This is a genomic window from Curtobacterium sp. VKM Ac-2922, assembly GCF_022815645.1.
GTDB lineage: Bacteria > Actinomycetota > Actinomycetes > Actinomycetales > Microbacteriaceae > Curtobacterium.
Genome location: NZ_JALGRO010000002.1, coordinates 299,130 through 325,953, shown reverse-complemented (window position 1 = coordinate 325,953; position 26,824 = coordinate 299,130). Strand labels below are relative to the sequence as shown.

General features: G+C 70.5%; 31 protein-coding genes and 1 riboswitch. Of the genes, 17 read left to right on the top strand and 14 right to left on the bottom strand.

Going from position 1 to position 26,824, the window contains the following annotated elements:
• Positions 1 to 29: 29 nt before the first annotated feature.
• From MT346_RS03545 to MT346_RS03520, 6 genes are all read left to right on the top strand, one after another.
• Positions 30 to 953 (top strand): sugar phosphate isomerase/epimerase, encoded by a 924-nt coding sequence (locus MT346_RS03545; RefSeq protein ID WP_243561372.1) that lies wholly within the window; start codon positions 30 to 32, stop codon positions 951 to 953.
• 37 nt (positions 954 to 990) lie between these two features.
• Complete coding sequence (locus tag MT346_RS03540; RefSeq protein WP_243561370.1) at positions 991 to 2,046, top strand: Gfo/Idh/MocA family protein; 1,056 nt, start codon at positions 991 to 993, stop codon at positions 2,044 to 2,046.
• A 3-nt stretch (positions 2,047 to 2,049) separates the two neighbouring features.
• Complete coding sequence (locus MT346_RS03535) at positions 2,050 to 2,919, top strand: sugar phosphate isomerase/epimerase (protein WP_243561369.1); 870 nt, start codon at positions 2,050 to 2,052, stop codon at positions 2,917 to 2,919.
• Entirely contained in the window at positions 2,916 to 4,073 is a 1,158-nt protein-coding gene (locus MT346_RS03530; protein WP_243561368.1) for a transaldolase family protein, read from the top strand. Before MT346_RS03535 ends, MT346_RS03530 begins: the two co-directional genes overlap by 4 nt.
• Positions 4,070 to 5,290: a Gfo/Idh/MocA family protein gene (locus tag MT346_RS03525; RefSeq protein ID WP_243561367.1), complete on the top strand. Its 1,221-nt coding sequence runs from the start codon at positions 4,070 to 4,072 to the stop codon at positions 5,288 to 5,290. The genes MT346_RS03530 and MT346_RS03525 overlap by 4 nt, the downstream gene beginning before the upstream one ends.
• Positions 5,291 to 5,414: 124 nt before the next feature.
• Positions 5,415 to 5,822: a tautomerase family protein gene (locus MT346_RS03520; RefSeq protein ID WP_243561366.1), complete on the top strand. Its 408-nt coding sequence runs from the start codon at positions 5,415 to 5,417 to the stop codon at positions 5,820 to 5,822.
• 27 nt (positions 5,823 to 5,849) lie between these two features.
• Here the strand turns inward: MT346_RS03520 and MT346_RS03515 are convergent, their stop codons facing one another.
• From MT346_RS03515 to MT346_RS03500, 4 genes are all read right to left on the bottom strand, one after another.
• Positions 5,850 to 6,608, bottom strand: coding sequence for a GntR family transcriptional regulator (locus MT346_RS03515; protein WP_243561365.1), 759 nt, complete (start codon positions 6,606 to 6,608; stop codon positions 5,850 to 5,852).
• Between the two features lie 143 nt (positions 6,609 to 6,751).
• Positions 6,752 to 7,210 carry an SRPBCC family protein gene (locus MT346_RS03510; protein WP_243561364.1) on the bottom strand — a complete coding sequence of 153 codons (459 nt, stop codon included), beginning with the start codon at positions 7,208 to 7,210 and terminating at the stop codon, positions 6,752 to 6,754.
• 55 nt (positions 7,211 to 7,265) lie between these two features.
• Positions 7,266 to 7,901 carry an exonuclease domain-containing protein gene (locus MT346_RS03505; RefSeq protein ID WP_243561363.1) on the bottom strand — a complete coding sequence of 212 codons (636 nt, stop codon included), beginning with the start codon at positions 7,899 to 7,901 and terminating at the stop codon, positions 7,266 to 7,268.
• Positions 7,902 to 7,975: 74 nt separating this feature from the next.
• Entirely contained in the window at positions 7,976 to 8,437 is a 462-nt protein-coding gene (locus MT346_RS03500) for a hypothetical protein (protein WP_243561362.1), read from the bottom strand.
• A gap of 134 nt (positions 8,438 to 8,571) precedes the next feature.
• Here MT346_RS03500 and ychF point away from each other — a divergent pair, with 134 nt between their 5' ends.
• The gene (gene ychF / locus MT346_RS03495) at positions 8,572 to 9,645 is read left to right on the top strand and encodes a redox-regulated ATPase YchF (RefSeq protein ID WP_243561361.1); all 1,074 of its coding nucleotides are present in this window, start codon (positions 8,572 to 8,574) and stop codon (positions 9,643 to 9,645) included.
• Positions 9,646 to 9,661: 16 nt separating this feature from the next.
• The gene (locus MT346_RS03490; RefSeq protein WP_243561360.1) at positions 9,662 to 10,123 is read left to right on the top strand and encodes an NUDIX domain-containing protein; all 462 of its coding nucleotides are present in this window, start codon (positions 9,662 to 9,664) and stop codon (positions 10,121 to 10,123) included.
• Between the two features lie 105 nt (positions 10,124 to 10,228).
• Here the strand turns inward: MT346_RS03490 and MT346_RS03485 are convergent, their stop codons facing one another.
• Entirely contained in the window at positions 10,229 to 10,939 is a 711-nt protein-coding gene (locus MT346_RS03485; protein WP_243561359.1) for an MmpS family transport accessory protein, read from the bottom strand.
• Positions 10,940 to 11,099: 160 nt separating this feature from the next.
• On the opposite strand from MT346_RS03485, the gene MT346_RS03480 reads away from it, so the two are divergent.
• The gene (locus MT346_RS03480) at positions 11,100 to 11,561 is read left to right on the top strand and encodes a phage tail protein (RefSeq protein WP_243561358.1); all 462 of its coding nucleotides are present in this window, start codon (positions 11,100 to 11,102) and stop codon (positions 11,559 to 11,561) included.
• A 10-nt stretch (positions 11,562 to 11,571) separates the two neighbouring features.
• On the opposite strand, the gene map is transcribed toward MT346_RS03480, so the two are convergent.
• The gene (map, locus tag MT346_RS03475) at positions 11,572 to 12,342 is read right to left on the bottom strand and encodes a type I methionyl aminopeptidase (protein WP_243561357.1); all 771 of its coding nucleotides are present in this window, start codon (positions 12,340 to 12,342) and stop codon (positions 11,572 to 11,574) included.
• 33 nt (positions 12,343 to 12,375) lie between these two features.
• Between map and MT346_RS03470 the strand changes: the two genes are divergently transcribed.
• Positions 12,376 to 12,642 (top strand): helix-turn-helix domain-containing protein, encoded by a 267-nt coding sequence (locus tag MT346_RS03470; RefSeq protein WP_243561356.1) that lies wholly within the window; start codon positions 12,376 to 12,378, stop codon positions 12,640 to 12,642.
• Between the two features lie 46 nt (positions 12,643 to 12,688).
• Positions 12,689 to 13,018 carry a hypothetical protein gene (locus tag MT346_RS03465; RefSeq protein WP_243561355.1) on the top strand — a complete coding sequence of 110 codons (330 nt, stop codon included), beginning with the start codon at positions 12,689 to 12,691 and terminating at the stop codon, positions 13,016 to 13,018.
• Between the two features lie 79 nt (positions 13,019 to 13,097).
• Here the strand turns inward: MT346_RS03465 and MT346_RS03460 are convergent, their stop codons facing one another.
• Positions 13,098 to 13,385, bottom strand: coding sequence for a hypothetical protein (locus MT346_RS03460; RefSeq protein WP_243561354.1), 288 nt, complete (start codon positions 13,383 to 13,385; stop codon positions 13,098 to 13,100).
• A gap of 392 nt (positions 13,386 to 13,777) precedes the next feature.
• Entirely contained in the window at positions 13,778 to 14,554 is a 777-nt protein-coding gene (locus MT346_RS03455; protein ID WP_243561353.1) for an isocitrate lyase/phosphoenolpyruvate mutase family protein, read from the bottom strand.
• Positions 14,555 to 14,742: 188 nt separating this feature from the next.
• On the opposite strand from MT346_RS03455, the gene MT346_RS03450 reads away from it, so the two are divergent.
• On the top strand, positions 14,743 to 15,930 hold the full coding sequence (locus MT346_RS03450) for a MalY/PatB family protein (RefSeq protein ID WP_243561352.1): 1,188 nt from the start codon (positions 14,743 to 14,745) through the stop codon (positions 15,928 to 15,930).
• A gap of 4 nt (positions 15,931 to 15,934) precedes the next feature.
• Here the strand turns inward: MT346_RS03450 and MT346_RS03445 are convergent, their stop codons facing one another.
• Complete coding sequence (locus MT346_RS03445) at positions 15,935 to 16,138, bottom strand: hypothetical protein (protein WP_243561351.1); 204 nt, start codon at positions 16,136 to 16,138, stop codon at positions 15,935 to 15,937.
• Between the two features lie 27 nt (positions 16,139 to 16,165).
• Positions 16,166 to 16,648, bottom strand: coding sequence for a GNAT family N-acetyltransferase (locus MT346_RS03440; protein ID WP_243561350.1), 483 nt, complete (start codon positions 16,646 to 16,648; stop codon positions 16,166 to 16,168).
• Between the two features lie 68 nt (positions 16,649 to 16,716).
• Here MT346_RS03440 and MT346_RS03435 point away from each other — a divergent pair, with 68 nt between their 5' ends.
• Positions 16,717 to 17,598 carry a LysR substrate-binding domain-containing protein gene (locus tag MT346_RS03435; protein WP_243561349.1) on the top strand — a complete coding sequence of 294 codons (882 nt, stop codon included), beginning with the start codon at positions 16,717 to 16,719 and terminating at the stop codon, positions 17,596 to 17,598.
• Positions 17,599 to 17,629: 31 nt separating this feature from the next.
• On the opposite strand, the gene MT346_RS03430 is transcribed toward MT346_RS03435, so the two are convergent.
• From MT346_RS03430 to MT346_RS03415, 4 genes are read right to left on the bottom strand one after another with little or no spacing between them, the layout of a single operon-like run.
• Complete coding sequence (locus MT346_RS03430) at positions 17,630 to 17,902, bottom strand: hypothetical protein (RefSeq protein WP_243561348.1); 273 nt, start codon at positions 17,900 to 17,902, stop codon at positions 17,630 to 17,632.
• Complete coding sequence (locus tag MT346_RS03425; protein ID WP_243561347.1) at positions 17,899 to 18,381, bottom strand: FBP domain-containing protein; 483 nt, start codon at positions 18,379 to 18,381, stop codon at positions 17,899 to 17,901. The genes MT346_RS03430 and MT346_RS03425 overlap by 4 nt, the downstream gene beginning before the upstream one ends.
• Before the next feature lie 40 nt (positions 18,382 to 18,421).
• Positions 18,422 to 19,168, bottom strand: coding sequence for a M56 family metallopeptidase (locus MT346_RS03420; RefSeq protein WP_243561346.1), 747 nt, complete (start codon positions 19,166 to 19,168; stop codon positions 18,422 to 18,424).
• A gap of 25 nt (positions 19,169 to 19,193) precedes the next feature.
• Positions 19,194 to 19,568: a BlaI/MecI/CopY family transcriptional regulator gene (locus tag MT346_RS03415; protein WP_243561345.1), complete on the bottom strand. Its 375-nt coding sequence runs from the start codon at positions 19,566 to 19,568 to the stop codon at positions 19,194 to 19,196.
• Between the two features lie 117 nt (positions 19,569 to 19,685).
• Positions 19,686 to 19,789: riboswitch (glycine riboswitch) on the top strand.
• Between the two features lie 186 nt (positions 19,790 to 19,975).
• On the opposite strand from MT346_RS03415, the gene gcvT reads away from it, so the two are divergent.
• From gcvT to MT346_RS03395, 4 genes are all read left to right on the top strand, one after another.
• Complete coding sequence (gene gcvT / locus MT346_RS03410) at positions 19,976 to 21,100, top strand: glycine cleavage system aminomethyltransferase GcvT (RefSeq protein ID WP_243561449.1); 1,125 nt, start codon at positions 19,976 to 19,978, stop codon at positions 21,098 to 21,100.
• Between the two features lie 4 nt (positions 21,101 to 21,104).
• Positions 21,105 to 21,482 carry a glycine cleavage system protein GcvH gene (gene gcvH / locus MT346_RS03405; protein ID WP_243561344.1) on the top strand — a complete coding sequence of 126 codons (378 nt, stop codon included), beginning with the start codon at positions 21,105 to 21,107 and terminating at the stop codon, positions 21,480 to 21,482.
• Positions 21,479 to 24,433, top strand: coding sequence for an aminomethyl-transferring glycine dehydrogenase (gcvP, locus tag MT346_RS03400; RefSeq protein ID WP_243561343.1), 2,955 nt, complete (start codon positions 21,479 to 21,481; stop codon positions 24,431 to 24,433). The genes gcvH and gcvP overlap by 4 nt, the downstream gene beginning before the upstream one ends.
• 543 nt (positions 24,434 to 24,976) lie before the next feature.
• Positions 24,977 to 26,611, top strand: coding sequence for an ABC transporter substrate-binding protein (locus MT346_RS03395; RefSeq protein ID WP_243561342.1), 1,635 nt, complete (start codon positions 24,977 to 24,979; stop codon positions 26,609 to 26,611).
• The last annotated feature ends 213 nt before the right edge of the window (positions 26,612 to 26,824 follow it).

The following is a 26,824-nucleotide window of genomic DNA, read 5'->3' as shown; positions in this document are numbered from 1 at the left end:
CCACCGCACAGAAGGAAGACGACGCCGTCATGACCGACACCGCCACCGCCGCCTCGATCCGCATCGGCACCGCCCCTGACTCGTGGGGCGTCTGGTTCGCAGACGACCCGAAGCAGGTGCCGTGGCAGCGCTTCCTCGACGAAGCCGCCGCTGCCGGGTACGAGTGGATCGAGCTCGGGCCGTACGGGTACCTGCCGACCGACCCGTCCGAGCTGTCGGACGAGCTCGCATCGCGTGGGCTGAAGCTGTCGGCCGGCACGGTGTTCACGGGGTTCCACAAGGGTGACGACCAGTTCCAGCGTGCCTGGGACCAGGCCGTGGCGGTCGCCGGGCTGGCGGCAGCACTCGGCACCGAGCACCTGGTCACGATCCCCGACCTGTGGCGCTCCGACGCGACCGAAGAGGTCCTCGAGTCCCGCACGCTCGACGACGACCAGTGGCAGCGCCTGGGCAAGGGGCACGACCAGCTCGGCAAGGCCCTGCTCGAGGAGTTCGGCGTCCACCAGCAGTTCCACACGCACGCCGACAGTCACGTCGGCACGTACAAGGAGACCGTGCGCTTCCTGTCCGTCACGGACCCGCGGTACACGAACCTCTGCCTGGACACGGGGCACTTCAGCTACTACGGCGGCGACAACCTCAAGCTCATCGCCGAGCACCCCGAGCGGATCGGGTACCTGCACCTGAAGCAGGTCGACACCGACCTGCTGTTCGACGTGCTGAAGAACGACGTGCCGTTCGCCACCGCCGTGGCGCAGGGCATCATGACCGAGCCGCCGAACGGCACCCCGGAACTCGCTCCGATCATCGAGGCCGTCGCTGCGATCAACCCCGACGTCTTCGGCATCGTCGAACAGGACATGTACGGCTGCTCGGTCGACGCCCCCGGCCCCATCGCCGAGCGGACGTTCCAGCACATCTTCGGCTCGACCTCGGCCGCCCGCGCGTCCTGACGCACCGCGATCCACAACACCACTGCAGGAGCACAGCATGAGCACCACTGACAACCTCCGCGTCGCCGTCGTCGGCGCGGGCGCCATGGGCAGCGACCACATCCGCCGCATCACGTCGACCATCGCCGGTGCGGACGTCGTCGCGATCGTCGACCCGGACACCGCCCGTGCCACCGCCGCGGCGGCGAAGGCGCCCGGAGCGATCACCGCGGCGTCGTTCGAGGACGCCCTCGACAGCACCGAGATCGACGCGGTCATCGTCGCCACGCCGGGCTTCCTGCACGAGCCGGTGCTCGTGCCGGCGATCGAGCATGGTCTGGCAGTGCTGTGCGAGAAGCCGCTGACGACCAGCGCCGAGGACTCCCTGCGCATCGTCGAGCTCGAGCAGGCGTCGTCCGACCGGCCGAAGATCCAGGTCGGGTTCATGCGGCGCTTCGACAAGGGCTACCAAGAGCTCCGCGCCCTGCGGGAGTCCGGGGCGAACGGGGCCCTGCTCGCGCTGCACCACGCACACCGTAACCCGACGACCCCGCCGAACTTCAGCGAGTCGATGCTCATCCACGACTCGGTGATCCACGAGATCGACATCATCCCGTTCATCACCGGCGAGGCGATCACGAGCGTCGAGGTGAAGAAGCCCCGCAAGAACTCGCTGGCACCGGCCGACCTGCCCGAACCGCAGTTCGTCCTGTTCACCACCGAGTCCGGCACCATGGCGATCGTCGAGATCAACGTGAACGCCCAGTTCGGCTACCAGGTCACCACCGACGCCGTGTTCGAGTCGGGCGTGGCGTACATCGGCCGCGAGACCTCGCTCAACCTCGTGTCGCAGGGCGTCTCCGGCCAGGGCGTCACACCGTCGTTCGTCGAGCGCTTCGGTGCCGCCTACGACGAAGAAGTGCAGCGCTGGGTGGACGCGGCACGCACCGGCGGCATCGACGGCCCGAGCGCCTGGGACGGCTACACCGCGTCGGTCGTGGCCGAGGTCGCGGTCCGCGCGCAGCAGTCCGGCGCCCTCGAGCGCGTCACGTACGCCACGGCGAAGCCGGCCTTCTACGACGCTGCCGACACCACGGCGCTGCTGGGGGCGTAGCCCGTGCCGAAGATCGCCCTCGACCCCACGTCGTTCCACCACGACCTGTCGCTGCTCGAGTTCCCGCAGAAGGTGGCCGACCTGGGGTACGAGTACCTGCAGCTGACCCCGCACCAGGACTTCATCCCGTTCTTCCGACACCCCAAGGCCGACGACGATCTGGTCGACGCGTTCGCCGCAGCGTGCACGGACGCCGGGGTGCAGCTGGCCAGTGTGCTGCCGGTGCTGCGGTGGTCCGGCCCCGACCGCGAGACCCGCGAGACCGCCGTCAAGCAGTGGAAGCGCGTCATCGAGATCACCAAGCGCCTGGGCGTCGACACCATCAACACGGAGTTCTCGGGTCGCCCCGAGCGCGCAGAGGAGTCCGAGGCGCAGTTCTACTGGGCGATGGAGGAACTGCTGCCGATCATCGAGGACGCCGACCTTCGCGTGCTCATCGACCCGCACCCGGACGACTTCGTCGAGGACGGACTCCAGGCCCTGCGCGTGATCCGCGGCCTCAACTCGAACCACGTCGGGTTCGTCTACGTCGCCTGCCACACGTTCCACTACGGCGGCGACATGGACGCGATCATCGACGCCGCGGGGGACTCCCTGCAGCTGGTCCACGTGGCCGATGCCTTCGACCACCACCGCTCCCACGGGTTGCGGTACATCACGAACCCACCGGGGAACGCCGTGCGCGTGCACCAGCACCTGCAGGTGGGGCAGGGCGACGTCGACTTCGACCGCTTCTGGGCGGCCCTCGACCGCGTCGGCTTCTCGGCCCGCGAGGACACCGTCGCGGTGTCGAGCGTCTTCGCCGAGGACGAGGACGCTGACCGAGTCTCGCGTGCCCAGCTCGACACGATCACGAAGGGACTGCACGGATGACGACCGCACCGACCGCATCGACGACCAGCACGCACGACGGGGCCAGCGCGCACGACGGGGCCGGCCCGCACGACGCTCCCGACACCCGTCCCGTCACCCTGCAGGCGTCGGAACAGACGATCACGGCGCTGTGGAACGACTCCGCCGACCCGCACGAGCTCGCCACCGCCATCCACGAGTACGGCGCCGTCGGGGCCACGTGCAACCCGGTCATCGCCTACACCTGCATCAAGCAGGACCCCGGCACCTGGGTCCCGCGCATCCGCCAGATCGCAGCAGACCACCCGACCGCGGGGGAGTCCTGGATCGGCTGGAAGGCCGTCGAAGAGCTCTCCATCGCTGCCGCCGAGCAGCTGCTGCCGGCGTTCCAGGCATCTGGCGGGCGGAACGGACGGCTGTCGATGCAGACCGACCCGCGCCTGCACCGCGACCGCGACGCCCTGGTCGAGCAGGCCGTGCGGTTCTCCGGCCTGGCACCGAACATCATCGTGAAGATCCCCGCGACCAGGACCGGCATCGCCGCGATCGAAGAGGCCGCGTACCGAGGCGTCTCGATCAACGCGACCGTCTCGTTCACGGTCGCCCAGGTCGTCGCCGTCGGCGAGGCGATCGAGCGTGCGCTCGACCGCCGCGCTGCCGACGGTCTGCCCGACCAGGAGTTCGGCCACGTCGTCACCCTGATGGCCGGTCGCCTGGACGACTGGCTGAAGACCGTCGTCAAACGCGACCACGTGCTGATCGATCCCGGGTACCTGGAGTGGGCCGGCGTCGCCGCTGTGAAGCACGCCCACCGGGTCTTCCGGCAGCGCGGGTTCCGCTCGCGGGTGCTCGTCGCGGCCTTCCGCAACGCGCTGCAGTGGTCGGAGTTCCAGGGTGGTGACCTGGTGATCTCCCCGCCGTTCCAGTGGGCCAAGGACATCAACGACAATGCGGTCCCGTTCCGCCCGGACGCCATCGACGACGAGGTCCCCGCGCAGGTGCTGGACGCGCTGCGTGCCGCGACGCCCGAGTTCGCCCGTGGGTACGACGTCGACGGCATGACGATCGACGAGTTCGAACGGTTCGGCGCGACGGTCACGACCCTGCGCCAGTTCCTCGACGCCGACGCCCAGCTCGATGCCCTGGTCCGCGACATCATCGTGCCCGCGGCATGAGCACGGCGAACGGCACAGCCGGGCGAGACACGATCGGCGTCGGCCTGATCTCCGTCGGCTGGATGGGACGTCTGCACTCGCGGGCCTACCGGGCGCTGCCCGACCACTTCCCCGAACTCGGTGTGCACCCTCGACTCGTCGTGGCCGCCGACCCCGTGCCCGAGGCCCGCCAGCAGGCCCTCGCCCGCCTGGGGTACGAGCGCGCCGTCGCCGACTACCACGAGGTGCTCGCCGACCCCGAGGTCGACGTCGTCTCGATCTGCTCGCCGAACTTCCTGCACCGCGAGATGGCCGTCGCCGCGGCAGCCGCCGGCAAGCCGTTCTGGATCGAGAAGCCGATGGGCCGGTACGCCAGCGACTCCCGCGACATCCACGACGCCGTCAAGCGCGCGGGCGTCATCACGAGCGTCGGCTTCAACTACCGGCATGCCCCGGCGATCGAACGGGCGCGTGAACTCGTCCGGAGCGGTCGTCTCGGGCGGATCACGAACGTGCGCGGGTCGTTGCTCGCCGACTACTCGTCCGACCCCGATGCGCCGCTGACGTGGCGCTTCGAGCGGGAGCGCGCGGGCTCCGGGGTGCTCGGCGACCTGCTCTCGCACGGCCTCGACCTGGCGCAGTACGTCGTCGGGCGCATCGCGAGCGTCACGGCGCTCGCCGAGACGTTCATCACCGACCGGCCCCTCCCCGGCGCCGGCATCGTCGACCGGTCTGCCGCGGCGACGGGGGAGCGCAAGGCGGTCGAGAACGAGGACTACGCCGCCCTGCTGTTCCGCTTCGAGGACGGCGCGGTCGGCACGATGGACTCCAGCCGGGTGATGCGTGGCCCGCACGCCGAGTACACGATCGAGGTCTACGGCACGCGGGGCTCGGTGCGCTGGGACTTCCAGCGTCTCAACGAACTCGAGGTGTTCCTCGACGGCACCGAGGTCGACGGGTACACCACGCACCTGGTCGCACCAGGCGACGGGGACTTCGCACGGTTCCAGCCCGGCGCGGGCACGGCCATGGGCTACGACGACCTGAAGACGATCGAGGCGGCGCAGTTCATCGCGAGCGTGCAGCGTGGGCAGCAGCTCGCGCCGTCGGTCGCCGACGGCCTGGCGGCTGCGTCCATCGTCGAGGCGGCCGAGGCCTCGCTCGCCGACGGCGCCTGGCACGACGTCGCACGCGTCGACGGGCCGCTCACCTACGCGGCTCCGACCCCGGTGGTCTAGTCGCAGGACGTGTCGGACGGGAGGCGCGGTGCCAGCTGGCGCCGCGCCTCCCGTCTGTCGTCAGCGGGTCGCAGACCAGCCGTGGTACTTTGTCAGGACAAAGTCCCGAACCGCAGGAGGCACCATGCCGCTCGTCCGTATCGACCTGGCCACCGGCCGCACCCCCGAGGCCGTGCTTGCCATCGCCGACGGGATCCACACGGCCATCGTCGACGTCTACGGCATCCCGCCGCGCGACCGCTTCCAGGTCATCACCGAGCACCCGGCACAGCAGATCATCGCCGAGGACGCCGGACTCGGCTTCGAGCGCACCGAGGGCGTCGTCATGATCCAGGTCTTCACGCAGCGCGGGCGGAGCGACGACGCCAAGCAGGAGCTGTACCGGGCGATCCACGACCGTCTGGCCGCGGTCGGGGTCGCGTCCGAGGACGTGTTCATCGGCTACGTCGAGAACGGTCCCCAGGACTGGTCGTTCGGCTTCGGCCGCGCGCAGTACGTCACCGGCGAGCTCGGGGTCCCCGCCTCGGCGTGACGTCGGCCCCAGCGCGCCGCAGCCGGCTCACTTGTCGACGAGCGTGACCTCGAACGAGTAGCGGTCGGGCCGGTAGCAGTGCACGCCGTACTCGACCGCCCGGCCGGATGCGTCGTACGCCGTCCGGCTCATGGTCAGGACGGGGTCGCCGTCCTCGATCTCGAGCAGGCCTGCCTCCTCGTTCGTCACCGCGCGGGCACCGATCCGCTGCTTGGCGACACGCATCGTGACGCCGCGGCCGCGCAGCAGCTGGTACAGCCCGTGCGACTGCAGGTCCTCGCCGGTGATCTCGAGGAACTCCGGCGGCAGGTAGTTCTCGAGGATCGCCATCGGCACGTCCTCGGCGAACCGCACGCGGCGGATGTGCGCGACGGTCGTGCCGGGCTCGACACCGAGTGCGACGGCGACGGCCTCGGGGGCGGGGACGTCGTCGCGTGCCAGCAGGGTCGTCGCCGGCTTCTGGGCGCCCTGGGCCAGGTCGTCGTACAGGCTCGTGAGCTCGACCTTGCGCGTCACCGGGCCGTGCACGACCTGCGTGCCGATGCCGCGGCGCCGGACCAGCAGCCCCTTGTCCACCAGGTCCTGGATCGCGCGGCGGATCGTCGGGCGGGACAGCCCCAGGCGCTCACCGAGCGCGATCTCGTTCTCGAGCCGAGCCCCCGGGGGCATCGCACCGGAGCGGATCGACTCCTCGATGCGTGAGGCCACCTGGTGGTACAGGGGCATCGGACCCGACCGGTCCAGGTCCATGAACAGGTCGGACGGCAGCTGGCCTTCGTTGGGCATCGCGGTCCTTCGGGAAGTGCGTGTCGCAGACGGAGTGCTTCGTGCGGACGGAGTGCGTGCGGACGAACGTGCACGGCGACGGCGCCACGCACATTGTCGTGACAATACCACCGGGGATCCGCGCAGCCGGGGACCCCACCCCGTCAGTGCTCGACGGCCGCCTTGAGCTTCGCGAGGCCCTTGTCGAAGTCGCCCCCGAGCAGCTTGTCCATGCTGATGAAGACCCCCATGACGCGCGACATCAGGTTCTGTGGCGTCGTCATCGACCACACCACCCGGGTGCCGCCGTCGACCTCGTGCAGCCGGAACGCGGCCAGGCTGGTCGAACGGAACGGCGCCGTGAACTGCAGGTCGACGTCGACCTCGGTCGGTGTGGTCCGCGTGAGCTCCATCGTGCCGGCGCCGGCCTTCCGGTTGCCCTTCCACGCGTACGACGACCCGACCGCGCCGGGGGTGCCGCTGTAGGTGCGCTGCAGCGCGGGGTCCTGGCCCTCCCACGGCGACCACTCGACCCAGCGGTGGAAGTCCGCCAGGTACGGCGCGATGTCCGCCGGGCGTGCGGCGATGACGGTCTCGCGGGCGATCGTGCTGGTCTCGGCCATGCGCTGAGGGTACTGCCGGACCGAGCCGGACGGCAGGGTCAGTCCGACGGCAGCGTCAGTCCGCGAAGATCATCGGACGGTTGGACAGCCGGGGCTGGTTTGCCGGCCGGGGCTTGTCGGCGCGGACGCGCACCGGGTCGATCGAGACGCGGGTGGCCGCACCGAGCGCCTCGACCGTGTCGGCATCGTGCCGGCCCGCTGCGTGCACGACGATCGCGGCGCAGGCCTCGGCGTCGGCGGCGGCGTCGTGGTGCTGGAAGTCCTCGAACCCGGCGGCCATCGCGGCGACCGGCAGCCGGTACGAGTCGAGCGTGTAGGTCTTGCGCGCCACCTGCAGCGAGCACAGGGAGTGGTGTTCGCCGAGCTCGATGCCCGTCGCCGAGCAGCCGCCCGCGATCACGCCCATGTCGAAGCGGGCGTTGTGTGCGACCAGGACGTCACCGGCGGCGAAGGCGACGATGTCCGGGTACTGCTGCTCCCACGTCTTGGCGCGGACCACGTCCTCGGCCACGATGCCGTGGATGCGGGTGTTCCACTCCAGGAACGCGTCGTGCCCGAACGGCGGTCGGATGAACCACGACGCCCGCTCGACGACCTTGCCCGACCGGACCTTGACCAGGCCGACGGAGCAGGCGCTTGCCGGCGAGCTGTTGGCGGTCTCGAAGTCGATCGCGGTGAAGTCCAGTGACACGGTCCGATGGTCGCACGGGGTTCCGACATCCCTCGAACCGACCACGGCGTTGCGTCAGCGTGGGACGCAGCCCGTCAGCGCCGCCGCGTCCGCCGCACGCCGCGTCGCCGCCGGGCTGTCGTCCGCCAGGTCGCGGTCCGACGTGCCCGCTCCGCAGCCCACCACGGGTCCAGGATCGTGCCGACCAGCTCGAAGGCCACCGCGGCCGCATCCAGGCGCCAGCGCGGGTCGAGCTGCTGCACGTGCTCCGTGAACGCCCGCGCGAAGTCGTCCGTCACCGCGGGGAACGCCATCTCGGCCGGCGGGGTCGCCGCACGCCAGCGGTCCTCGGCTGCGTGGTCGATCGCGGCATCGTCGGGGTCGTACTCCACCAGCACGTCGGCCTCGAGCTCCGCCAGCGCGTCGTGCAGCGCCTCGAGCTCGCGGGGCGGCATCGACTCCAGTGCCGCCACCGTCTCCGGCGCGAAGTACCGCCGTTGCTCGCGTGCGTCGAGTCCCACCGAGTGGACCCCCAGCCCGTCGCGTTCGAACCACATGCTCGTCCTCCGTCTGTTCGTCCCCAGAACCAGGCTGGCACGACACGGGCGACTGCGTCGGTCGAAGCGCGGATGGCGCCGGACTGGAGGCCCGGGTCGGCTCCGGCGGGCCGCCGCCGGTAGGCTCTTCTCCCGTGGCTCTCACCATCGGAATCGTCGGTCTCCCGAACGTCGGCAAGTCGACCCTGTTCAACGCCCTCACCAAGAACCAGGTCCTGGCGGCGAACTACCCGTTCGCCACCATCGAGCCGAACGTCGGCGTGGTGAACCTGCCGGACTCGCGGCTCGACACGCTCGCCGAACTGTTCCACTCGGAGAAGACCGTGCCCGCGCCGGTGTCGTTCGTCGACATCGCCGGCATCGTCAAGGGTGCGAGCGAGGGCGAGGGGCTCGGCAACAAGTTCCTGGCGAACATCCGCGAGGCCGACGCCATCGCGCAGGTCGTCCGCGGGTTCGCCGACGACGACGTCGTCCACGTCGCCAACAAGGTCTCGCCGAAGGACGACCTCGAGGTCATCAACACCGAGCTGATCCTGGCCGACATGGAGACCATCGACAAGGCGCTCCCGCGCTACGAGAAGATGCTCAAGCTCAAGCAGGCCGAGCCGATCGTCCTCGAGACGGCGAAGGAAGCTCGCGCCGCGCTCGAGCAGGGGACGCTGCTGTCCGCCACCACGATCGACCTCGACCCCATCAAGGAACTCGGGCTGCTGACGGCCAAGCCGTTCATCTTCGTCTTCAACGTCGACGAGGCGATCCTGACCGACCCGGCCCGCAAGGACGAACTGTCGGCCCTGGTCGCCCCGGCGCAGGCCGTGTTCCTGGACGCGCAGGTCGAGTCCGAGCTCATCGACCTGGACCCGGCCGACGCCGCCGAGCTGCTCGAGTCCACCGGCCAGACCGAGTCCGGGCTCGATCAGCTGGCACGCATCGGCTTCGACACCCTCGGGCTGCAGACGTACCTGACCGCCGGGCCCAAGGAGTCGCGGGCGTGGACGATCGGCAAGGGCTGGAAGGCGCCCCAGGCGGCCGGCGTGATCCACACCGACTTCGAGAAGGGCTTCATCAAGGCTGAGGTCATCTCGTTCGACGACCTGATCGAGACCGGTTCGATCGCCGAGGCCCGGTCGGCAGGCAAGGCCCGCATCGAGGGCAAGGACTACGTCATGCAGGACGGCGACGTGGTGGAGTTCCGCTTCAACAACTGAGCGACCGGGGGCAGCCATGCACGCGGGTGGGGTAGACAGGCCGATCGGCGCCCTCCCGCAGGTCCACTCCGGCGTCTACGGCGCTTGGCTGCAGGACGGCCGCCTCGTCACGGTCGAGAAAGCGCGTGGTCCGTACACCGGATGGCTCGATCTGCCCGGCGGGAGCCCGGAGCCCGGCGAGACCGCGGAGCAGACGCTCCGGCGCGAGCTCGACGAGGAGTGCGGCGTTGCGCTCGTGGGCATCCGGTCCTGGCACGGTGCGGTGTTCCAGGTCGACCGAGCCAGCGACCGCACTGAGATCGACTTCCGTCACCACGCCCGCATCGCCGTCGTCGAGGTCGACGACGTGGTCCTTCCGGTGCGGAACGTCGAGGACGTGGCCCGCGTCGTCCTGCTCTCGCCAGACGCACCTGTGTCCGTGACGCCCGCCGTCCACGTGGCGTGGCAGTTGCTCGGACACCTTCCTCCGGCGACGTGACCGATCCGGTGCACGGAACCCGAAGCCGGCGGACCACATCGGCCATCCGGGGAAACGGAAGCACCCTCGCCCTCACCGCGGACGAGGGCCTGTCGATACCGCGTGCTACTTGGCGGTACCCGAGCAGGTCGCGACGGCGTAGGGACCGGTCGACGTCGCCTCCTGGATCGTCTTGCCGTCAGCGGTGATCTTGCAGGTGATCGTCGTGGCGTTCGCGCCGGCCTGCGCGACCAACGAGAACATGCTCGTCTGGAACAGCCCGTCGTCCTTGATGGCGATGTCCTTGCTCCACGGGGCTGCGGTGGCGTTGTCCTGCTGCATCGAGCTGGCACCGTCGTTGAACGTCAGGTAGGTCACGTTGGTCAGGCTCGCGTCGTCGCTGGTCACCTCGTAGCGGACCGTGCGCGGAGTGGCATCGTCCGACGTCGTGTCGGAAGCATCAGCGGAGGCCTCGTCCGATGGGGCAGCAGCGGCCTCGGAGGACAACGGGGACGAGCTCTCGATCGCCTTCGAGATGCTGTCGGCGGCGGTCGCGTAGAAGCTCGCCGTCACGATGCCGATGATCAGCGCGAGCCCGCCGAGGATCGTGCCGGCGATCGCGAGCCCGCGGCGTCGGCCCTTCAGCACGAGGCCGATGATGCCGAGCACCAGCGCGATCACGCCGAGGAAGATCGACACGAAGTTCACAATCGGAATGGCCGACCCGACGATCGCGACGATGCCGACGATCAGGGACGCCAGGCCGAGGCCGTTCGATCGCCTCTCCTGCGGGGCTTGGACGGGTGCGGGGGCGGGGGCTGACGTGAAGTCGCTCATGGTGTGTCTCCTTGGTGCGGGCTGTGAGGAACCCTGTGAGCGTACAGAGCGAGCAATCGTCACAGTATCCGCAGGGCGCGACTCCAGCAGGTCGTGCGGGATGCCGCTCCAGAGATGCGAACCGTGACCAGGTCGTGACGTGCAGCGGTACGGTTCGTCCATGACGTACACGGTCGACTTCGTCGATGTCTCCACCACGGGCCTCGAGACCTCGCCGGTCGTCGACGCCCTCGCCGGCCTTCGCGCGAACGAGGCCCGGTACTACAAGAACAAGTACGACCACGTGTTCGTCACGAACACGGTGGACGAAGCGCCCGAGGTCCTGGCCCACATCGAGAAGGTGCTGAAGGACGAGCGGGACATCGTGATCGCATCGCCCGCGCTCGAGGTGTCCGCCTTCGAGGTGGACGGCCTGCGCATGGCGTACGTGTTCTACGAGTCCGGCCTGGCGATCAACGTGATGTACGCGATCGAGGACGGCGGCAAGCGCGCGGTCGGCTTCAAGCTCTCGATGGGGATGGACGTGCCAGACGAGCTGTCGTCGTTCAAGTTCGCCCGGCAGCGGTCGAAGCTGGCGGGGGAGATCCGCGGCTCGTACTTCGTCGTCAAGGGCCAGTACTAGTCCCGCAGCATCACCCCCGGAGCGTCAGCACCTCGGCGCCGTCCTCGGTGATCGCGATCGTGTGCTCGCTGTGCGCGGTTCGTGCACCCGTGGCGCTCCGGAGCGTCCACCCGTCGTCGTCGGTGACGAGCTGGTCGGTGTCCGCCATCACCCACGGCTCGAGCGCGAGCAGCAGGCCCGGTCGCAGGGTGTAGCCGCGGCCGGCGCGACCGTCGTTCGCGATGTGCGGGTCGCCGTGCATGGTCGACCCGACGCCATGGCCGCCGAAGTCCAGGTTGACGCTGTAGCCAGCTGACCGCAGGACGCTGCCGATCGCGTGCGACAGGTCCCCGATCTTCGCGCCGGGGACCGCGGCGTCGATGCCGGCGGCCAACGCCCGCTCGGTCGTCTCGATCATCGCCAGGTCATCCGGGTCCGCCGTGGTACCGACGACGAAGCTGACCGCGGAGTCCGCGACGACACCGTCGAGCGACACCGCCAGGTCGAGCGTCAGCAGGTCACCGTCGCGCAGGACCTGGTCGCGGGGGAGTCCGTGCAGCACCGCGTCGTTGACCGAGGTGCAGACGTAGTGGGCGAAGGGGCCGCGGCCGAACGACGGAGCGTAGTCGACGTAGCAGGACTCGGCCCCGGCGTCGAGGATCATCGCCTTCGTCCATGCGTCGATCTCGAGCAGGTTCGTCCCGACACGGACGCGCTGCTGCAACGCGTGCAGGATGTGCCCGACCAGCGCTCCGACCGCGCGAGCACGAGGGAGTTCCGACGGCGTGAAGATCTCGATCATGCCCACAACTGTACCGGTATTAGTATTGGCCGCATGGTCCGCCTCCCGCTCACGCCCGCCGACATCGCCCGCGGCCAGCGACTCGGCGATCTCCTGCGACGGGCTCGCGGCGACCGCTCGATGCTGCGGGTGGCGCTCGACGCGGGTGTGTCGCCCGAGACCCTGCGCAAGATCGAGACCGGCCGTGTGGCAACGCCCGCGTTCCCCACGATCGCGGCCCTCGCCGACGTCCTCGGGCTGTCGCTGGATGCCGTCTGGGCCGAGATCACTGACACATCAGCCACCGAACGCGCCTGCTGAACCCCCACACACCCTGCGCTCCCTATGGTGCACGTGGAGGTGGAACGTGAAGTACATCAACTACGACGGCAGCGTCATCATGACGGGTGACCGCATCGCCGAGGCGCTCGCCGACTACGCGGCGGTTCTCGGGGCGAACGGGCGGACGGACACGGTCCACGTCCCCACGGTCGGCGCGGACGGGTCGATCGAGACCACGACGGTGCTGGTGGGCCCGGCGAGTGAACTCGTGCTGACCGCAGCGCCCGACGACGAGCTCGACATCGAGGACCGCGACTTCATCCGTCGCCTGCGGGACGCTGCCGCGACGGCTGGCCCGGACGGTCCGCTCAACGCCGACGGCCGCACGCCGTTCGAGGGTGCCGACGGCCCCTGAGCCGCCCACCGGGCACCGGACAGACGACGGAACGCCGCCCCGAGGGACGGCGTTCCGGATGGTGCGAGGTGTCTGGTGCTCAGGCTGCGAGGGCGAGCTCCGAGCGGCTGATCGTGACCGCCTGCAGCAGGGTGCGGCTCGACTCGCCGAGCCAGGGCCGCCCGGGGACGGTCCAGCCGGCTTCGCCGTCCACCGCGACACGGGTGCCGGAGGTGACGAAGACGTCGAGCGTGTCGACGGGCACCCGCACGAGGAACTCGCGCTGGGTGCGGTCGTCGCGGACGGGGAACTCCGCGATGCGGTCGGGGGTGATGACGGGAGCCGACGTGGCGGCCCCGGAGATGGTGATGCGTTCGTTGCTGGTCATGGTGCTGTTCTTCCTGGTCTGCTGTCCTGCCCGCGGTGCGGTCCGGTGGACGTCTCAGTCGCATCGGTCGCTGGTGCGGGCGGTGTGCACGTCGGAGATCGACGTGCTGCTCGGCCTGGCCCAACGAGTGGACGTACGGCGGAGCGGCGGTCCCGTGGGAATGCGACTCGGGTGAGTCGGTTCGGGACGGTTCGGTGTGCGCGAGTCAGATGGGTTCGCTGCAATGCACCAATGAAGGACAGTACACGACGAACGCGGCGGCGTCCAGTCTCGACCCCGGAACAGACTGGCGCGGACCGCTCTGCGGCGACGCGAAGCGTTGCGCGGGCCGCGCCGACCGAGCCTGCGAGGGAGGGTTGGCGGCGTCGCCACGGGCCTCCAGTCCGTCTCGGTCAGTTCAGGGCCGGGGTGTCCTCCGGCACGACGCCCCCGCCGTACAGGTCGGTCGCCAGGTCACGCAGCGCGCGGAGCGCGACGCGCTGCGTGAGCGGTCCGTACGAGATCCGGGCGACACCGAGTTCCTGGTACTCGGCGGCGGGCAGGGCTCCGGGCAGGCCGATCACGCTGAGCTTGCCGCGGCCGAGGCCCTCGACGAGCCGCTCGACCACGTCACGCTGGACGGCGCCGGGGACGAACACGATCGGGGCATCCGCGTCGAGGAACGCCTTGCCGCGGGCGATGGCATCCGCGATGCTCTCGTCGAGGGGGCGGTCGCCACCCCGTGCGATGGCGTCGGTGCGGGCGTTGAGCTGGAACGCGACGCCCTCGTGTTCGGCGGCCTGCGTGATCGCGGCCACGCGGGCGACGGCTTCGTCGAACGGACGAAGGCGGTCCTCGACGTTCGCGCCGACGATGCCGAACCCGATCGCGCGGCGGACCGTCTCGGCTGGGTCCTCGTAGCCGTCGTCCAGGTCTGCGGTGACGGGCAGGTCGACGGACTCGGCGACGATGCGCGCGCCCTGCAGTGCCAGGTCGAGGGGCATGCCGCCGTCCTCGTACCCGTACGAGGCGGCGATGGAGTGTCCGGCGGTGGCGATCGCGCGGGTCTCGGGCAGGGCTGCGACGGTCTTGGCGCTGATCGCGTCCCAGACGTTCACGACGCGCAGGATCTCGGGGGCTTGGTGCAGGGCGGCGAGGGACGAGGCCTTGTCGGCGGTGCTGGTGCTCATGGCACCGACACTAGGCCGGGGGCCCGGGCGCCCGCCCCAGCCGATCCGCCCCTGCCTTCGCGAAAGCGACAGATCGCGCCGAGAAGTCGGCAGGCATCTGTCGCTTTCGCGGTGTGCACGGCCCGGAGACGACGCGCGATGACGTGCGGACTCGCACCGGGCCTGCAGTCCGGTGCATCCTGGGACGCATGGCGCACGACGAGCAGGACCCGGTCGGCACGCTGCGCGGGGTCCGCACCAGCATCAAGTGGACGCGCTACGCGCCGGACGTGCTGCCCCTGTTCGTCGCCGAGATGGACCACGAGGTCGCGCCGGAGATCCGCCAGGCACTCGTCGAGCGGGTCCAGCAGTCCGACCTGGGGTACCTGGACGGCCCGGGACCCCTCGCGCCGGCCTTCGCGCAGTTCGCTGCGGACCGCTGGGGCTGGGAGCTCGACCCCGCGCGGGTGCACCTGGCGACCGACGTCAGCGTGGGGATCGTCGAGACCCTGCGGCTCGCGCTTCCGGAGGGCGGCCGCGTCGCGATCACCCCGCCGGTGTACCCGCCGTTCTTCGAGCTGATCGACGAGGCGCGATGTCAGGTCGAGGCCGTGCCGCTCGCCGAGCAGTGGGGGGTGTACCGACTCGACCTGGCAGCCCTCGAGCGTGCCTTCGCCGACGGTGTGCGCGTGTTCCTGCTCTGCAACCCGCACAACCCGATCGGCCTGGTGCACGACCGCGCCGACCTGCTCGCGCTGGCGGAGCTCGCGGCCCGGTACGACGTGCTGGTGGTCTCGGACGAGATCCACGCCCCGCTGACCCACCCGGGCGTGCAGTTCACCCCGTTCGCGTCGATCGCCGAGCAGGCCGGGGCGCGCAGTGTGTGCGTGACGTCGGCCAGCAAGGGCTGGAACCTGGCCGGGGTGAAGTGCTCGGTCATCGTCGCGGGGGACGACCGCACCGCCGCGATGCTCGACACCCTGTGGGACGAGGTGGCCTGCCGGACGAGCATCCTCGGGTTGCACGCCAACCTGGCCGCCTTCTCGCTGGCGGTGGGGTGGCTCGACGACGTCATCGACCGGATCGTGGCGAACGACCGGCTGCTCGCGAAGCTGCTGGCCGAGCACCTGCCCGGGGTGGTCTACTCACGGCCGCGTGCCGGCTACCTGGCGTGGCTGGACTTCCGTGGGCTCGGGCTGGGGGACGACCCGGCCGTGCCGCTGCGCGAGCACGCGTTCGTCGCCCTGAACTCGGGCGTGCCGTTCGGCGCCGAGGGGCGTGGCTTCGCACGGATCAACCTGGCGTGCTCGCCGGACACCCTGCGCGAGGCGGTGCTGCGGATCGCTGCCGCGTACCCGTCGGGCGCGCAGGAAGCGGTGGTCTGGCACACCGCCTGACGCGTCAGGCGTCGAGGTAGTGGTTCCTGCCGACGACGCGGACGTGCACGTGGACCTCGCTCGAGGGCAGTTCCTCGGTCATCGCGACCCACTCGCGGGCGACGAACCCGACGGAGGACCACCGTGGGACCTCGGTCACCAGGAACCCGTCGATGAACACCTGCCACATGCCCTGTTCGCGGACGGCCTGGACCTCGTGCGTCGCCATGCCGCGATCGTAGCGGGAACGCCCGGGTCAGAGGTCCAGCACCATCGCCACGTCGGCGCGCACGTACGGACTGGCGTGCCGTTCCTCGGGCGCCAGGTGCCGGAAGCCGGACGTCTCGTACAGGTGCACGGCGCTGGCCAGGGTGGCGTTCGTCTCGAGCGTGACGCGCCGCGCGCCGAGCTCGCGGGCGCGATCGAGGGCTGCCTGGATGAGCCGGCATCCGGTGCCGTGTCCCTGGTGGTCCGCCGCAACGGCCATCTTCACGAGCTCGAACACTCCGTCGCCCTCGGGGGCGATGCCGACGCAGCCGACGACGGCGTCTCCGAGCCGGGCGACGAACACCGCACCGCCGGGCTCGATGATCCGCCCGACGGGGTCGCCGAGGATCGCGACGTCCTCGTCCTCGAGCGTGAAGAAGCGGGTGATCCACGCCTCGTTGAGCGTGCGGAAGGCCTCGGCGTCGGCGGGCGAGGCAAGGTCGGCGATGGTGACGGACGCGGTGTCGGGCATGCGTCCATCCTGCGGCCGTGACGAAGTCGCGTCCAATACTCGTTCGCGTGGATCGATACGCTGCATGCATGGATCCTCGCGACGTCGACCTGCGGCACCTGCGCGCGTTCCTGGCCGTCGCCGACGCGCTGCACTTCGGGCGAGCGGCCGAGCAGCTGCACATGGCCCAGCCGGCACTGTCGCAACAGATCCGCCGCACCGAGCGGGCACTCGGTGTCGACCTGTTCGTCCGGACCTCGCGCAGTGTCGCGCTGACGCCCGCCGGGCGGGTGCTGCAGGGGCGCGCCCGGTCGCTGCTGTCCCAGGCGGAACGCGACCTGGACGAAGCCGTGCGGGTCGGCCGCGGCGAGGTCGGACGGCTCGACGTCGGGTTCGTCGTGTCGGCGCTGCCGCTCGGCCCGATCGAGCGCGTGCAGCGGTTCCGCGAGCGCCACCCCGGCGTCCGGGTCGAGCTGACCGAGGGCTACACCTCGCGGCTGCTCGCCCGGGTCGTCCGCGGCGAACTCGACCTGGCCGTCGTGCGCGACCCGGACCCGACCGAGGGTGTGCGGCTCACCCCGTTCCGCACCGAGCGGTTCGTCGCGGCGGTCCCGCGCGGGCACCGGTTCGCCGACCGGGCGTCGATCGCGGGCAGCGAGCTGGTCGACGACCCGTTCGTGTTCTTCCCCGCCGAGGCCGGCTCGCTCGCCACGGAACGCAACCTGGCCCCGGTGCTGTCGGCGGGCCGGCGTCCGATCGTCGTGCAGGAGGCGACGACCTGGGCCACGGTGCTGCACCTGGTCGGAGTGGGGCTCGGGGTCACGGTGGCTCCGGCGAGTGCGACCCTGGCTGCCCCGGACACGGTCGTGCTGCTGCCGCTGACGGGCACGCACGCCAGCGAGCTGTGCTGGGCGACCCGGGCGGACGACGACCGGCAGGTCCTGCAGGCGTTCATCGCCGCGGTCGACTGACCCTCGACATCGCAGGCGCCCACCGAACGGCTCAGGCGACCGGCAGCACCGGCGCCCGGTACGCGCCGAGCTCGTCCTGTCGCCACGGCCGCGACCCTTGCAGCGCGAGCCCGACCTGCGTCAACACGAACGCCACGTGCGGCTCGACGTCCGGGTCCCAGGGTCCCTCGACTCCCAGACCGAACGACCCGAGTTCGTCGTCGGCTTCGTCGGTGACGGCCAGACGCCAGCGCCCCTCGCCCAGGTCCTCGACCACGACCCACCGCGCGGTCGCGAACCGCGACGACGCCGGCTGGCCCGTCACACCGACCCCATGATGTCGGCCGTGAAGTTCTGCACGCGTGACAGCAGGGCCTCGCCGCGCATGGCGATCGTCGCCGGCGGGTTCAGGTGCGGCGGCGCGGTGCGGATGAGCAGCGGGCAGCCCAGGTCTTCGCAGATGTACGTGCCGATGGTGTTGCCGTTCCGTCCGGCCTCGCCACCGCGGGCCGCCGAGAACAGCCGCACCTGGGTCGCGGGCTGGGGGGAGTGGCAGAACGAGCACATCGCGGCGATGCCCGGACGCAGGGACCCGCCGGCCGAGCGGACGACGATGCCCACGGCCCGGTCGTCCATCCACGACACGATGTAGCCACGGCGGGCGGCCTGCGGGTCGCGCCAGCCCAGGAACTCGCGGTCGTCCCAGAGCATCTCGTGCAGTCCGGGGATGGGGAGCTGGGCCAGTTCGTCCGGGGTGGCGTTGACGAACGACGAACGGATGTCTGCTTCGGTCAGTGGCTTCACGGTGCCTGCAAGCCTATGCCTCGGCCCCGACAGGCGTCCTTCAGTCCCGGTCCGACAGTCGGGAGGCCCGGATCACCGCGAGCGCGCTGGTCGCGTCCGCCACCAGGACGGCCCGCCGCACCGCGTCGCGTCCGATGCGGCGCGCTGCCGCGTCGTCGGCCGCGAACTCGACCAGCACGCGCGTCGAGCGCGCCATGGCGCGCGCCCCGGGGATCCACGGGACCGCACGTTCGATCGACTCGGCGACCGCGACGACGGCCGCGTGGTGCTGCTGCAGATGGGCGCGTTCGTGGGCGACCACGGCCTCCAGTTCGTCGGTGCGCAACCGGTCGGCCAGACCGGAGCTGACGAGCACCCCGCCACTCCGCCCCGGGACGGCGCAGGCCAGCGCGTGGTCGGCCTCGACGACGGCGACGATCGTGCCGTCGATCTCGCGGTGCGGGGCGGCGCCGGAGCGCATGGCCTCGCGGACCGCGCGGTGCTCGGAGCCCGGCCGGACCCGGACGGCGATGACGAAGGCGATGACGGCGAGCACCGCGACGCCGACGTTCAGGCCGTGCGTGGGGGAGTCGCCGATCGCGAACGGGTCGGTCAGCGGGCGGTCGGCGAGCACGACGAGGGCGATCCCGACGACGAAGCCGACCGCGCCCAGCAGCACGGCGAGCGACCAGGCGACCAGTGCCGTGCGGGGCCGGTCGATCGTCCACGCCGAGCGGGTCAGGACGCGCGGGGCGACCACGACGACGACCAGGGCCAGGACGACCAGGACGATGCCGGTGACGACCACGCTGCCTGCTCCCGCCGTCGGACCGTCAGGAGCGGGCGCGGGCGTCGAGGGCGCGGCGCAGTGCCTGCAGGTCGTCGGACGCCAGCGAACCGGTGAACTGCAGGAGCGCGGCCTCGCGGTCCGAGGCAGCGGCGAGGGCGCTCGACATGAGCGACGCGGTCTGTTCCTCGCGCGAGTGCGTGGCACGGAAGGTCAGCGGCGCCTCGGCGTGCTGCTGACGTTCGACGGTGCCCTTGCGGCCGAGGCGGTCGAGCACCGTGAGCACCGTGGTCAGCGCCGGACGGGGTTCGGGGAACGCGTCGAGCACCTGACGCGCCGTCAGCCCGCCGTCGGCCGACCAGAGCGCGTCGAGCACCGCCTGCTCGAGCTGCCCGCGCGGGCGCTGCCGTTGTCCTGCCACGACGGCCACTCTACGAGATGTCGAAGGCCCGCAGCCGCTCGCCGCGTCGATCCAGATCCGTCACATGCCGGAAACGCGACCTCGGTAGACTGCCACCACAACTGCACACCAGGCCGATCACCCGCCGCGGGAGACGCCGTCCGCCACCGCTCGTCGGTGCGTCCGGCACCGAAGGAGCAACCTCCCCGTCAATCTCTCAGGTCCAACACCGCAGCGGACAGGCCACTCTGAAAAGCAGACACGGTGCCCCGCCGGGCGCTCCGGAGTCTCGCCCACGGTGAAAGCCGCCGGACCTCACGGGCCGCGGTGAAACTCTCAGGCCCATGACAGAGGGGGAGTTCGTGTCCGACGACCCTCGTCGGACACCGCCCGGCGTCGTCGGGCAGCCCACCACGGGAGAACTCCGCATGTCCCCTGACCAGTCCGCGCTCCGCTCGTCACCGCTCGAAGCGGCACACGAATCCGCCGGTGCCGCGTTCACCGACTTCGCCGGCTACCGCATGCCCGTGCGGTACTCCTCGGACCTCGCCGAGCACCACGCGGTGCGCCAGGCGGCCGGGGTGTTCGACCTGTCGCACATGGCCGAGATCGGTGTCACCGGTCCCCAGGCCGTGGCGTTCCTCGACCACGCGCTCGCCGGGTCCTTCGCCGCGATGACGGTCGGCCGCGCCAAGTACTCGCTGCTGCTCGGCGAGGACGGCGGCATCCTCGACGACCTGGTGGTGTACCGGATCGACGACGACTCGTACCTGGTGGTCGCGAACGCCGCCAACCGGCAGGTCGCCGTCGACGCACTGCAGGCCCGTGCCGCGGACTTCGACGTCACGGTGACGGACGACTCGGACACGACGGCGCTGGTCGCCATCCAGGGGCCGGCCGCCGCGGGCACGCTCGACGAGCTCGTCGTCGAGGACCGCCTGCAGCCCGAGACCCCGCTCGACGAACTCCGGTACTACCGCGTCCTGCACGCCGTGTTCGACGGGTCCGAGGTGCTCATCGCCCGCACCGGCTACACCGGCGAGGACGGCTTCGAGATCTACAGCGCTCCCGACGTGGCCCCGGCGATCTGGGACGCCCTGCTCGAGGCCGGCGCAACGCGCGGTGTCGTGCCCGCCGGTCTCGCGGCGCGCGACACCCTGCGTCTCGAAGCCGGCATGCCGCTCTACGGCCACGAACTCACCACGTCGACCCGTCCGGCCCAGGCCGGTCTCGGTCGAGTCGTCGCGACGTCCGGCTCGTTCGTCGGCGACGCCGGTGTCGTGCCGGCCGACGACGCACCCGTGCTCGTCGGCCTGGTGATGGAGGGCCGTCGCGCCGCCCGAGCCGGCTACCCGGTCCTGCACGACGGCACCGTCGTCGGCACCGTCACCTCGGGCGCCCTGTCCCCGACCCTGGGCCACCCGGTCGCGATGGCGTTCGTCGCGCCGTCCGCCGCCACCGAGGGACAACTCCTGCACATCGACGTCCGCGGTACGGCCATCCCCGCAACCGTCTCCGCGTTCCCCTTCTACCGCCGCGCATCGAAAGGCTGAGGTCATGACCGACCAGACCGCACTGCAGTACACCAAGGACCACGAGTGGCTGCTCGTCGACGGCGACGTCGTCACGGTCGGCATCACCGACCACGCCGCCGAGCAGCTCGGTGACGTCGTCTACGTCGAGCTCCCCGCCGTCGGCACCACCGCGACCGCGGGCGACCAGCTCGGCGAGATCGAGTCCACCAAGAGCGTCGGCGAGCTCTTCGCGCCGATCGAGGGCGAAGTCGTCGAGATCAACGACGCCGTCGTCGACGCGCCCGACACCGTCAACCAGGACCCGTTCGGCGCCGGCTGGCTCGTCAAGATCAAGGTCGAGGGCACCGACTTCCCCGGCGACCTGATGGACCACGACGCCTACCGGGCCTTCGTCGCATGACCGACCTGCGGAGCACCCACACGGACACCGACGTGAACCTGCAGACCACGTTCGCCGACCGGCACATCGGCACCACCCCGGCCGACCAGCGCACCATGCTCGAGACCGTCGGGCGGTCGTCGCTCGACGAACTCGTCCGTGCGGCGATCCCGGCGTCGATCCACGCCGAGCCGGTCGCGTCCTCGTCGATCCCCGCCGCGGTCGGCGAGACCGAGGCGCTCGCCGAACTGCGCGCGATGGCGTCGCAGAACACCGTGCGCCGGGCGATGATCGGCCTGGGCTACCACGGCACGCACACGCCCGCCGTGATCCAGCGCAACGTGCTCGAGAACCCCAGCTGGTACACGGCATACACGCCGTACCAGCCCGAGATCTCGCAGGGGCGCCTCGAAGCGCTCATCAACTTCCAGACGATGGTCGCCGACCTGACCGGCATGGCCACCGCGGGTGCGTCCATGCTCGACGAGGGCACCGCCGTGGTCGAGGGCATGCTGCTCGCCCGTCGCGCGTCCAAGGTCAAGGGCGACGCGTTCCTGGTCGACGCCGACCTGCTGCCGCAGACCCGCGCGCTGCTCGACCACCGTGCCGACGCCGTGGGGATCACCCTGCGTGCGTTCGACGTCGCGTCCGGCCCGAGCGACGACCAGCTCGACGGCGCCTTCGGCGTGATCGTGCAGTACCCGGGCTCGTCCGGGCGCATCGTCGACCCGTCGTCCGTGATCGAGCGCGTGCACGCCGGGGGTGGCATCGCCGTCGTGGCGGCCGACCTGCTCGCGATGACGCTGCTCGCCTCGCCCGGCGACCTCGGAGCCGACGTCGCCGTGGGCACGTCCCAGCGCTTCGGCGTCCCGCTCGGCTTCGGTGGCCCGCACGCCGGCTACCTCGCCGTCCGCGCGGGGCTCGAGCGCCAGCTGCCCGGCCGCCTGGTCGGGGTGTCCTTCGACGCCGACGGCGGGATGGCCTACCGCCTCAGCCTGCAGACGCGCGAGCAGCACATCCGGCGCGAGAAGGCGACCAGCAACATCTGCACCGCGCAGGTCCTGCTGGCCGTCATGGCCTCGATGTACGCGGTCTACCACGGGCCCGAGGGACTGCGCTTCATCGCCTCCCGCGTCGCGCGGACCACCACGGCGCTCGCCGAGGCCGTCACGAGCGCTGGGCTCACCGTCGTGCACGAGCAGTGGTTCGACACGCTGACCGTGCGGGCCGAGGGGCGGGCAGGTCGCATCGTCGACGACGCCCGCGCTGCCGGCTACCTGCTGCACCTGGTCGACACGGACACGTTCCAGCTGTCCGTCGACGAGACGACCACGCCCGACGACCTCCGCGTGCTGGCCGGCGTGTTCGGCGGGGGCAGTGGACCCGACCAGCGTGCGGTCGAGACCGCCGTGGCGGACGCGGCCCCGAGCCTCCCGTCCGCGCTGCTGCGGCAGAGCGAGTACCTGACGCATCCGGTCTTCAGCGCGCACCGCAGTGAGACCCGGATGATGCGGTACCTGAAGCACCTGTCGGACAAGGACTACGCGCTCGACCGCGGCATGATCCCGCTCGGCAGCTGCACGATGAAGCTCAACGCGGCGACCGAGATGGCGGCGGTCACGTGGCCGGAGTTCGCGAACGTGCACCCGTTCGCCCCGGCTGACGACGTCACCGGCTACCTCGGCATGATCGGCGACCTCGAGACCTGGCTGGCCGAGGTCACCGGCTACGACACCGTGTCGCTGCAGCCGAACGCGGGCAGCCAGGGCGAGCTCGCCGGACTGCTGGCGATCCGCGGCTACCACCGGTCCCGTGGCGACGACCAGCGCACCGTGTGCCTGATCCCGTCGAGCGCCCACGGCACCAACGCCGCGTCGGCCGTGCTGGCGGGGATGCGCGTCGTCGTGGTGGCGTGTGACGAGAACGGCAACGTCGACCTCGCCGACCTCAGCGCGAAGACGACCGAGCACGCCGACACCCTCGCGGCGCTGATGATCACGTACCCGTCGACGCACGGCGTGTACGAGCACGACATCCGCGCGATCTGCGACGCCGTGCACGACGCCGGCGGCCAGGTCTACGTCGACGGAGCGAACCTCAACGCGCTGCTCGGCCACGCGCGCTTCGGCGACTTCGGGGGCGACGTGTCGCACCTGAACCTGCACAAGACGTTCTGCATCCCGCACGGTGGCGGCGGACCGGGCGTGGGGCCGGTCGCTGCGAAGGCGCACCTGGCCGCGTTCCTGCCCGCGCACCCGATGGCGCAGCAGGCCGACCGCCGGCCGGGGTCGACGTCGTCCGACGTCGACGTCGAGGGTCGGCTGGCGCACGCCGGTGGCCCGGTCAGCGCAGCGCCCTACGGCAGCCCGAGCATCCTGCCGATCACGTGGACCTACGTCCGCATGATGGGGCTCGAGGGCCTGACCCGGGCGACCGAGGCAGCGGTGCTCGGGGCGAACTACATCGCGGCACGACTCCGCGACGCGTTCCCCGTCCTGTACACGGGCGAGTCCGGGCTCGTCGCGCACGAGTGCATCCTCGACCTGCGGCCGCTCCGCGACACCACCGGCATCACGGTGGACGACGTCGCGAAGCGGCTGGTCGACTACGGGTTCCACGCGCCCACGATGTCGTTCCCGGTGGCCGGCACGCTCATGGTCGAACCGACCGAGAGCGAAGACCTGGCCGAGATCGACCGGTTCGTCGACGCCATGCTCGCCATCCGCGCCGAGGCCGCTGCGGTCGAACGTGGGGAGTGGCCGGCGGACGACAACCCCCTGGTGGGTGCGCCGCACACCGCTGCCTCCGCCATCACGGGGGAGTGGACGCACGCCTACACGCGCGAACAGGCGGTGTACCCGCTGCCGGGCATCGCCGAGCGCAAGTACTGGCCGCCGGTCCGCCGCATCGACCAGGCGTACGGCGACCGCAACCTGGTGTGCGCCTGCCCGCCGGTCGAGGCCTTCGCCTAGGACGGAGCACGCGCACCACAGCGCGCGCGGTACGACACGGCCCGGAGCCCTCGGCTCCGGGCCGTCGTCGTGTCCGGTGCGTCCGCGGCGCGTCCGGCGAGTCCGGCGCGTCCGGCGCGTCCGGTGCGTCCGGTGCGTCCTGAACCCCTACACCATCGCCGTGGCCGGGTGGAGCGGTCCCACGTGGACATGAGGTGGATTCTTGCATCGAGCCACCACCCAGCCACCTCATGGGGCGATCAGGGCGAACCGCAGAACGCTGCGGGCATCCTGGTGCGTGACAGCACCCCTGGACGGGTGGCACACTGCGAGCATCTGTTCGGAACTGCAACGAAGATGATGCGGATGCAACAAACCCGCTTGTTGCGCCCGGGAACGCGGGCATCTTGCACTGTCCCGCAAGGATCGTGCAAGTTGGTTACCAGTGTGTAACCGATCACGTCAGGGTTTGGCTGGCACTGGTCGCGCTGCCTACAGTGCAAGGGTCAAACGTGCCGGGCGACACCTCTGTGCCCGGCACGTCCCATGCACCAGGAGGAACACTTGATCAAGAAGCGCGCTGGGCTCGCAGCCCTCGCCGTGCTCGGGGCCACAGCAATCGCCCTGGCCGGCTGCTCCAGCAACGGAAGCAGCAGCGGGAAGGACTCGAGCTCCGGTTCGACGAACGCCTCCGGCATCGTCACCACCAACGGCAGCGAGCCCCAGAACCCGCTCATCCCGTCGAACACCACCGAGACCGGTGGCGGCAAGATCATCAACTCGATCTTCGAGGGTCTTCGCTCGTACGACGCCAAGGGCAAGCCGGTCAACGAGGTCGCGAAGAGCATCACCACCGATGACTCCAAGGTCTTCGACATCACGCTGAACTCGGGCTGGACCTTCACCAACGGTGAGAAGATCACCGCCGAGTCCTTCACGAAGGCGTGGAACTGGGCGGCACAGAAGTCGAACGCCCAGGGCGCGAGCTACTACTTCGCGAACATCGAGGGCTACGACGCCGACAAGGACTCCGAGCTCACCGGCCTCAAGGTCAAGAGCGACACCGAGTTCACCGTGACGCTCAAGGCGGCGCAGTCGGACTTCCCGCTCTCGCTCGGCTACTCGGCCTTCGTCCCGCTGCCGTCGTCGTTCTACGACGACCCCAAGGCCTTCGGTGAAGACCCGATCGGCAACGGTCCGTACAAGCTCGCCAGCAAGGACGCCTGGACGCACAACACGGACATCAAGCTCGTCACCAACAAGGACTACGAGGGCAAGCGCAAGCCGAAGAACGGTGGTCTGACGATCACGTTCTACACCTCGCAGGACACCGCGTACTCGGACGCGCAGGGTGGCAACCTCGACATCCTCGACGCCGTGCCGGACAGCGCGTTCGCGAACTACAAGTCGGACTTCCCCGACTCGAACGTGAACCAGCCCGCCGCGATCTTCCAGGGGATCTACCTGCCCTACTACCTCGACCACTGGAAGGGTGAAGAGGGCAAGCTCCGTCGCGAGGCGGTCTCGATGTCGATCAACCGCAAGCAGATCACCTCGAAGATCTTCGACGGCACCCGCACGCCGGCCAGCGACTTCACCTCGCCGGTCATCGACGGCTGGTCGAAGGACCTCAAGGGCTCCGACGTCCTGGACTACAACAAGTCCGAGGCGAAGAAGCTGTGGGCCGAGGCCGACAAGATCTCGCCGTACAACGACACCCTCACCATCTCGTACAACGCCGACGGCGGACACGAGGCGTGGGTGACCGCGGTCTCGAACAGCATCTCGAACACGCTGGGCATCAAGGCCGAGGGCAAGGCGTACCCGACGTTCCAGGAAGCGCTGGACGTCCAGACCAGTGACAAGCTCACGGGCGGCAGCCGCACCGGTTGGCAGGCCGACTACCCGTCGCTGTACAACTTCCTCGGCCCGACCATGGGCGAGGGCTCGTCGAACAACTACTCGCGCTACGACTCGACCGAGTACAACGACCTGCTCAAGCAGGGTCAGTCGGCCGACAGCGTCGAGGCGGGCAACAAGTACTTCGACCAGGCCCAGGAGCTCCTGCTCAAGGACCTGCCGGAGATCCCGCTCTGGTACTCGAACGTGACCGGTGTCTGGTCCGCCGACAACGTGTCGAACGTCAAGTTCGGCTGGGACTCGGTGCCGCTGTACTACGACGTCGAGGTCAAGAAGTAACCCACTGAGTGCAGGTATCCTGCCTCAGCAGCACCACCGGACGGGGGTTCGGGAGCCATCGGTTCCCGGGCCCCCGTACCGCGGCGGAACCACCACCCCCACAACCGACAGCGGGAGCCGCCACCCGCGCCGGGCAACCGTGCCACCGCACGGCAGGCCCACCCTGACGAAATGACTGTGATCCACATGCTCGCTCCGAACCAGGCGGAGATC

What these genes read in the sequence shown, in the direction of transcription:
- MT346_RS03460 (WP_243561354.1), bottom strand. Translation starts at nt 13,385, where the DNA reads ATGACCAGCAACGAACGCATCACCATCTCCGGGGCCGCCACGTCGGCT.
- MT346_RS03540 (WP_243561370.1), top strand. Translation starts at nt 991, where the DNA reads ATGAGCACCACTGACAACCTCCGCGTCGCCGTCGTCGGCGCGGGCGCC.
- gcvT (WP_243561449.1), top strand. Translation starts at nt 19,976, where the DNA reads ATGTCCCCTGACCAGTCCGCGCTCCGCTCGTCACCGCTCGAAGCGGCA.
- MT346_RS03525 (WP_243561367.1), top strand. Translation starts at nt 4,070, where the DNA reads ATGAGCACGGCGAACGGCACAGCCGGGCGAGACACGATCGGCGTCGGC.
- gcvH (WP_243561344.1), top strand. Translation starts at nt 21,105, where the DNA reads ATGACCGACCAGACCGCACTGCAGTACACCAAGGACCACGAGTGGCTG.
- MT346_RS03490 (WP_243561360.1), top strand. Translation starts at nt 9,662, where the DNA reads ATGCACGCGGGTGGGGTAGACAGGCCGATCGGCGCCCTCCCGCAGGTC.
- MT346_RS03470 (WP_243561356.1), top strand. Translation starts at nt 12,376, where the DNA reads ATGGTCCGCCTCCCGCTCACGCCCGCCGACATCGCCCGCGGCCAGCGA.
- MT346_RS03445 (WP_243561351.1), bottom strand. Translation starts at nt 16,138, where the DNA reads ATGGCGACGCACGAGGTCCAGGCCGTCCGCGAACAGGGCATGTGGCAG.
- MT346_RS03480 (WP_243561358.1), top strand. Translation starts at nt 11,100, where the DNA reads ATGACGTACACGGTCGACTTCGTCGATGTCTCCACCACGGGCCTCGAG.
- MT346_RS03440 (WP_243561350.1), bottom strand. Translation starts at nt 16,648, where the DNA reads ATGCCCGACACCGCGTCCGTCACCATCGCCGACCTTGCCTCGCCCGCC.
- MT346_RS03485 (WP_243561359.1), bottom strand. Translation starts at nt 10,939, where the DNA reads ATGAGCGACTTCACGTCAGCCCCCGCCCCCGCACCCGTCCAAGCCCCG.
- map (WP_243561357.1), bottom strand. Translation starts at nt 12,342, where the DNA reads ATGATCGAGATCTTCACGCCGTCGGAACTCCCTCGTGCTCGCGCGGTC.
- MT346_RS03520 (WP_243561366.1), top strand. Translation starts at nt 5,415, where the DNA reads ATGCCGCTCGTCCGTATCGACCTGGCCACCGGCCGCACCCCCGAGGCC.
- MT346_RS03530 (WP_243561368.1), top strand. Translation starts at nt 2,916, where the DNA reads ATGACGACCGCACCGACCGCATCGACGACCAGCACGCACGACGGGGCC.
- MT346_RS03500 (WP_243561362.1), bottom strand. Translation starts at nt 8,437, where the DNA reads ATGTGGTTCGAACGCGACGGGCTGGGGGTCCACTCGGTGGGACTCGAC.
- MT346_RS03435 (WP_243561349.1), top strand. Translation starts at nt 16,717, where the DNA reads ATGGATCCTCGCGACGTCGACCTGCGGCACCTGCGCGCGTTCCTGGCC.
- MT346_RS03515 (WP_243561365.1), bottom strand. Translation starts at nt 6,608, where the DNA reads ATGCCCAACGAAGGCCAGCTGCCGTCCGACCTGTTCATGGACCTGGAC.
- MT346_RS03455 (WP_243561353.1), bottom strand. Translation starts at nt 14,554, where the DNA reads ATGAGCACCAGCACCGCCGACAAGGCCTCGTCCCTCGCCGCCCTGCAC.
- gcvP (WP_243561343.1), top strand. Translation starts at nt 21,479, where the DNA reads ATGACCGACCTGCGGAGCACCCACACGGACACCGACGTGAACCTGCAG.
- MT346_RS03545 (WP_243561372.1), top strand. Translation starts at nt 30, where the DNA reads ATGACCGACACCGCCACCGCCGCCTCGATCCGCATCGGCACCGCCCCT.
- MT346_RS03510 (WP_243561364.1), bottom strand. Translation starts at nt 7,210, where the DNA reads ATGGCCGAGACCAGCACGATCGCCCGCGAGACCGTCATCGCCGCACGC.
- MT346_RS03450 (WP_243561352.1), top strand. Translation starts at nt 14,743, where the DNA reads ATGGCGCACGACGAGCAGGACCCGGTCGGCACGCTGCGCGGGGTCCGC.